The following is a 5,234-nucleotide window of genomic DNA, read 5'->3' on the forward strand; positions in this document are numbered from 1 at the left end:
CCGGCCTCGCGGCAACGGTCGATGGCCTTCTCCAGGATCTCGAAGAACTCCTTGATCAGGAACATCTGTTGACACTCATAGCGGCCGGAGTAGAGGTCGCGGTAGAGCTCCAGCATCAGCCGATCGGCCTCGCTCTCGATGGAGCGCAGGCGGTCATTTAAGTCCCGCATCTTCTGGAGCTTCATCTTGCGCAGTTGGCGCACCATGTCGGCCACCACCAGGGCGGCCTGCTCCAGCATGGCCGCGCGTGGGGCGAAGTCGATCCCGTCCAGTAAGCGGGTGGCCAGGGTGTAGCGCTCGGCAAACCGCTCCACCTGCTTGGGGATGCGCACCAGGGCGGAACTCAGGGCCTCAATGTCCTCGCGCTCCAGGGCAGTGACGAAACTGTTGACCAACTCCTCGTTGATCTTGTCCGCGATCGCGCGCTCGCGCTCGCGGGCGTGACGGAAGGCATCCAGGGCCGGGGTCTTGTCAGTGCCGCGCAGCATCACATACAGGGCCTTGGTGCTGTCGGCCGCGGCGTTAGCCGCGTCCTCGAGCAGCCCGAAGAACTGGTTGCCTTTGCCGAAGATCGTCTGGAGCGAAAACATGTTGGCGCCTCGGAGAAAAAAAGGGCGGGGCGTCCCGAACGGACACCCACCGCCGCTGGGGTGCGGGCGCTATGGTACAGCCCGGCCACCCCGGCCGTCCCGTTGTCACACGCCCGATCAGGCAGATTCCAGCCGGAATCTGACCCCGGAAAGGGCAGTTATCACGCCAAGGCGCCAAGCTCGCCAAGGTTTTTCAGTGTGTTATCGTCGCCCGGCCATTCGCCCAACGGCTGACCTGGATGGCGTTACTATCTTCTTGTATTGCTTGGCGAGCTTGGCGCCTTGGCGTGAGCAATTGCCGGACTCAAGTTGACGGCTTGGCCGTTGGACGGTCGGTGAATTACACTTAGGGGACATTTGTAATTCGCGGTTCCGGCCATCATGCGCAGCACCATCAGCTCCCGGGGACAGACGGTGATCCCGGCCGACATCCGCAACCGCTTCAAATTAGGCCCCGCTGACCGGCTGGATTGGTTTGAGGAAAATGGTCAAATCAGGGTGGTCCCGGTCCAGGCGGACCCCATCGCGGCGTTGCGTGCCCGTGGCAAGGGGGACGCCACCGTCCGACTGATCGCCGACCACCAAGCGGATCGCGACTAAACGAAGGCCACCCACATTCCATGCCCAGAGTCGACACCGATACCTTCTACCGCAACGCGCTGGCGCGCTACGGACACAACGCCCAGGGCGCCCACTGGGAGTCCACCCGCAGCCAGCAGGTGCGCTTCGGCGTGCTGCGCCGCCTGCTGCCGGCGGACCTGTCCACCCTGACCCTGGTCGACATGGGCTGCGGCCTGGGTGATCTCTTCGATTACCTGAAGGGCCTGGGCGCCTGCCCGGGCGAGTACATCGGCATTGATGTGGTCGAACCCATGGTGGAGATCGCCCGCCGACAGACCGGCCGGGAGATACTGCTGCTGGATGCGCTACGTGACCCCCTGCCGGAGGCGGATTACTACCTGTGCAGCGGGGCCATGAATACCCTGACCCGCGAGGAGACCGGCTGCTTCATCGAGCGCTGTCTCGCCGCCTCGCGGGTGGGCTTCATCTTCAACCTGCTGCGCGGGGCGGACGACTGCCACACCTTCAATTACTGGGAGCCGGAGGAGATCGAGGCCCTGGCCCAGGTGCTGGAGGCCGACTGCACCATCGAGACCGGTTATCTGTACCAGGACTTCAGCGTCGCGCTGCGTCACCGGGTCGTGGGGGGCGGGGAGGTCGGGTAACGCGAACGTGCGCAACGTTGGTTACCGGTCAAGATGGTTGATGATCGATCCAACCGCTCACGGGGCGCCCCGGGTCTCTCCACCGATCGCCAGCGGCACCCAGAAGCCAACAGTGGTTCCCCCTCCCGGTGTACCGGACAAGGCGATCTCGCCCCCCATCAGGGTGACGAGGCGCCGGCATAGGGCCAAGCCCAGCCCCATGCCCCCATATCGACGGGTCGATGAGTCGTCGCCTTGGTGGAAGCACTGAAACAACGCGGCGGCCACCTCCGGGGCGATCCCGATGCCATGATCCTCAACCGCGAAGCGCACCGCCATGCGCTTCCCCTGGGGCTCCTGGCCCTGGACCCGGAGGGTAATCTCTCCCTGTTCGGAGAATTTCACCGCGTTGCTCAGGAGTTGGCCGAGGACTTGGCGCAGGTGAGCCGGGTCGCCGTTCAGGGCGCTGGGCACTGCCGGGTCAATCTCTTGGACCAGGATGAGCCCCTTCGCGGCGGTCAGGTCATGGCTGTCCTGCGCGATCTGCTGGAGCATCTCCCGCAGATCGAAGTCCTGCATCTCCAGAGCAATTTTGTCCGACTCCAGACGCGAGAGATCAAGGACATTATTGATCAGGTCCAAGATGCGCCATGCGGCCTGATCAATCGTCGCCAGGAAATCCCGGCCGCGGCCCTCCGGGACCTCGCGTCGCAGCAAGTACGCCATCCCCGTGACATGGTTCAGTGGCGTGTGCATCTCGTGGCTCATGTTGGCCAGGAAGGCGCTTTTGGCCCGGTTGGCGCTCTCGGCAGCATCCCGTGCCTGGGCGAGTTCCAGGGTACGGGTATGCACCAGGTCTTCCAGGTGCTGCCGGTGCTGCGCCAGCTCCCGGTGCAGCCGCACGCGCGCGCGGACCACGGCTGGGTTGAGGGGTTTGTGGATGAAGTCGACCGCGCCCCTCTCTAGGGCATGGGTTTCGCTCGCTGCATCCGTTTGCGCCGTGATGAAGATGACCGGGATCGCGGCGGTGGCGAGGTCCTCCTTGAGTGCCGCGCAGACCGCGTAGCCATCCATGTCCGGCATCATCACGTCCAGCAGGATGACCTCGGGAAGCGGTGCCTGACGCGCCAGCGCTAAGGCATCCGGTCCATTGGTGGCGGCCTTGATTTGGTAGTTCGGGTCCAACACCTCGGCCAGGAACGTGAGCGTGAGAGGGGTGTCGTCGACGATCAGGATGACAGGGTGGTCACTGGGCATGGTCATTCTCCGCGGGAAGGGTGGAAGCGACGCGCAGGAAGGGGGCCAGCAGTTGGCATGCCGCCGGATAATCGATCTGGTCGAGATGCGCTCTCAAAGCGCGGACCAGGGCGCGATCCTCGGCGGAGAGCTGGGCCTCCAGCTCCGCGAGTAAGGCGCGCGCGGGGAGTAGCCCGTTGACCAGCTGCCTGTGGATCTCGGTCACCAAGGGTCGTGCCGCCTCGGGAATTGCCGTGATCGGCCGGGGCTCTGCGGCGGCGGGTGCGGGCAGCACGGCGATCCGCTCCAGGGCCTCAGCATGCGCCTGGCGCAAGGACGCCAGCGCAGTGGTTGAATCCGCTTCGACCTGCAGGGTCTCCTCCAACGCTCGCGCGGCCTCGACGAGCCTTGTCGCGCCGACGAGGCTGGCCGCACCCTTCAGCCGGTGGGTGCGCGCCTGTGCCGCGGCGGTCGCGCCCTGAGCCACTGCGGCGGTAATCGCCGCGGCGTCGTCGCGGATGGTGTCGGCGAACTGACGCAGATAGTCGTAGAGGCGACTCGCGTCAGTGGTGAGTTGGTAGAGCCCCTGCAGGTCGAAGCCGGGGACGGTCACCCCGCCGCCCGCTAGACTGGCGATGTCGGGCGGCGCAGATGTGGCCATTGGGCGATTGAGCCAACGTCCGAGGGTGGCCGTCAAGGTGCCGAGCGTCACCGGCTTGGCCAGCAGGTCCGTCATGCCAGCCGCGCGCATCCGCTCCCGCTCCGGTTCCGTGATCCCGGCGGTCAGGGCGATCACCGGTAGGTCGGCCCACGCCGGGTCGTCCCGAATCCGCCGGGTCGCCGTCAGGCCATCCATCTCGGGCATCTGGATGTCCATCAGGACCGCATCGAAGGGTGTCTCGGCCAAACGGGCCAGGGCCTCGCCACCATGGTCGGCCAAGGTAACCTCGACTCCCAGCAAACGCAGCATGTCGCCGATCACCCGTTGGTTGAGCGGCTGATCCTCCGCGACCAAGATCCGTGTCCCGGCTAGGGTGGGCACTGGCCGGGCAGCCCCCTCTGTGGCGGTGCCAGGGACTGCCGCTGCCACGCCCAGCTCAATGTCTAAGGTGAAGGAGCTCCCCACGCCCGGCTGGCTCTCCACCGTCAGCGTGCCCGCCATGAGTTCCGCCAGGCAGCTGCTGATGCTCAGGCCCAGGCCGGTGCCACCAAAGCGCCGGGCGATCGAACGGTCGCCCTGGGTGAAGGGTTCAAACAACCGGGCTTGGGTGTCCGCATCCATCCCGATCCCGGTGTCCATGACCACCCAGTGCAGATGGACCCCTGAACCCTCGCCTTCCTGGCGGGAGACCCGCAGACGGATTTGGCCCCGCTCGGTGAACTTGAGGGCATTGCTCAGCAGGTTGGACAGGATCTGCTGCAGCCGCAGGGGGTCGCCCAGGAGCGCGCGGGGCACGTCGGGGTCCACCTCGATCACCAGCTCCAGCCCCTTGGCCAGCGCGGTCGCGGCAAATAGGGAGCGCAGACGCTCCAGCAGCGCGTGGAGGTCAAAGGCGGCGCGGTCCAGGTTCAGACGCCCGGTGTCGAGCTTGGACTGGTCGAGGATATCGTTGAGAATCCCCAGCAACATCTGCGCGGACTGATGCACGTGCTCCAGGTACTCCCGGCTCGTCGGGTCCTGGGACTGATGCAGGGCCAGTTCGGAGAGTCCGAGGATGGCATTCATGGGGGTCCGGATCTCATGGCTCATGTGGGCCAGAAATTCGGCTTTGACCCGCGCCGCCCGCTCGGCCGTTTCCTGGGCCTGTTTGAGTGCGGTGATGTCATAGAGGGTGTTGAGTCGCTCCTCGCCCTCCAGGGGCGTGGCCCGCGCCATCACCGTGCGGGTCGTGCCATCCTTGCAGCAGACGGTCACCTCCAGGGCCTCGAACAGCCCGCCCTCACGCTGGACCTGGGCCAGGCGTTCCTGGCGGATCTTCAGAATCCGCTCCCGATTGAGCGGGTCGGGGGTCGCCTTCAGTCGCCAGTCCGTCCAGGTGGGGATGTCCTCTCGCGTAACGCCCTGAGCGCCCCTGTCAAGCAATTTCGACAAAAAAGCCCACCGGGTGCCAACAGGTTGCCCACAAGTTATCCACAACGCACGAGCGCGTTGTGGGCGGTCAGCGAGATGCCCTCAGGCGAGTTGCGGGAGGGGTTTCGCCGC

General features: G+C 65.7%; 5 protein-coding genes. 2 read left to right on the top strand and 3 right to left on the bottom strand.

The genetic code is table 11. The features are described from left to right. Positions 1 to 590 (bottom strand): pit accessory protein (locus tag QZY44_RS07430; protein WP_295444417.1); only part of this gene is annotated, 590 nt, incomplete at its 3' end. 381 nt (positions 591 to 971) lie between these two features. On the opposite strand from QZY44_RS07430, the gene QZY44_RS07435 reads away from it, so the two are divergent. Together QZY44_RS07435 and QZY44_RS07440 are read left to right on the top strand one after the other, a co-directional pair. Next, a complete protein-coding gene (locus QZY44_RS07435) occupies positions 972 to 1,190 on the top strand; it encodes an AbrB/MazE/SpoVT family DNA-binding domain-containing protein (RefSeq protein WP_295444421.1) in 219 nt (72 codons plus the stop codon). Positions 1,191 to 1,210: 20 nt separating this feature from the next. Then, positions 1,211 to 1,816: a class I SAM-dependent methyltransferase gene (locus QZY44_RS07440; RefSeq protein ID WP_295444424.1), complete on the top strand. Its 606-nt coding sequence runs from the start codon at positions 1,211 to 1,213 to the stop codon at positions 1,814 to 1,816. 57 nt (positions 1,817 to 1,873) lie between these two features. On the opposite strand, the gene QZY44_RS07445 is transcribed toward QZY44_RS07440, so the two are convergent. Together QZY44_RS07445 and QZY44_RS07450 are read right to left on the bottom strand one after the other, a co-directional pair. After that, the gene (locus QZY44_RS07445) at positions 1,874 to 3,052 is read right to left on the bottom strand and encodes an ATP-binding protein (protein WP_295444427.1); all 1,179 of its coding nucleotides are present in this window, start codon (positions 3,050 to 3,052) and stop codon (positions 1,874 to 1,876) included. Next, positions 3,042 to 5,123, bottom strand: a complete 2,082-nt coding sequence (locus QZY44_RS07450; RefSeq protein WP_295444430.1) for an ATP-binding protein — start codon at positions 5,121 to 5,123, stop codon at positions 3,042 to 3,044. Before QZY44_RS07450 ends, QZY44_RS07445 begins: the two co-directional genes overlap by 11 nt. Positions 5,124 to 5,234: the final 111 nt, after the last annotated feature.

It is taken from the genome of uncultured Thiodictyon sp., from assembly GCA_903837595.1.
Classification (GTDB): Bacteria; Pseudomonadota; Gammaproteobacteria; order Chromatiales; family Chromatiaceae; genus Thiodictyon.